The following is a 502-nucleotide window of genomic DNA, read 5'->3' as shown; positions in this document are numbered from 1 at the left end:
CAGCCCGATCTTTAACAAAGAGAAAGAGCAAAAACGCCTGAAACAGGCGCAGCTGATTGGTGAGATCGGCGCGCAGGTGATGGATATCGTACGTACGGAAGGCGAGCTGAAAGCACAGAAAGCCGCAGAAGCCAAGGGCGACGCCAAAGTCAAACGTCCGCAGGGCGGTGATTCGGCGCAGGAATGGGAGGCCTATAAAAAGGCGCTGACGGAATCGCCGACCTACAAAGCCGAGATGCAGAAATACGGCACGGGTAGCGATTTCCAACGAGCGGCACAGGCGGCGACGGCGGCGATTCAGGCACTGGCGGGTGGGGACATCCAGAAAGCGATTGCCAGTGGTGCATCACCGTATCTGGCACAGCTAGTGAAAGATGTCACGATACCGAAGGATGAAAGCAAAATCACGGCGTCGGATATCGCGGCCAACGCGATGGCGCACGCGGTGGTGGGCGCGGTAGTCGCGCAGCTGTCAGGTCAGGATGCGGCTGCAGGGGCGATG

1 pseudogene is annotated in these 502 nt (G+C 59.0%); it reads left to right on the top strand.

The features are described 5' to 3' along the window. Positions 1-502, top strand: a pseudogene (locus K7X24_RS21950) (filamentous hemagglutinin); the annotation flags it as partial.

This window comes from Pectobacterium versatile, from assembly GCF_020166435.1.
GTDB classification, from domain to species: domain Bacteria; phylum Pseudomonadota; class Gammaproteobacteria; order Enterobacterales; family Enterobacteriaceae; genus Pectobacterium; species Pectobacterium versatile.
The sequence above is the reverse complement of the archived record's forward strand: the minus strand, read 5'-3'. Positions and strand labels throughout refer to the sequence as shown.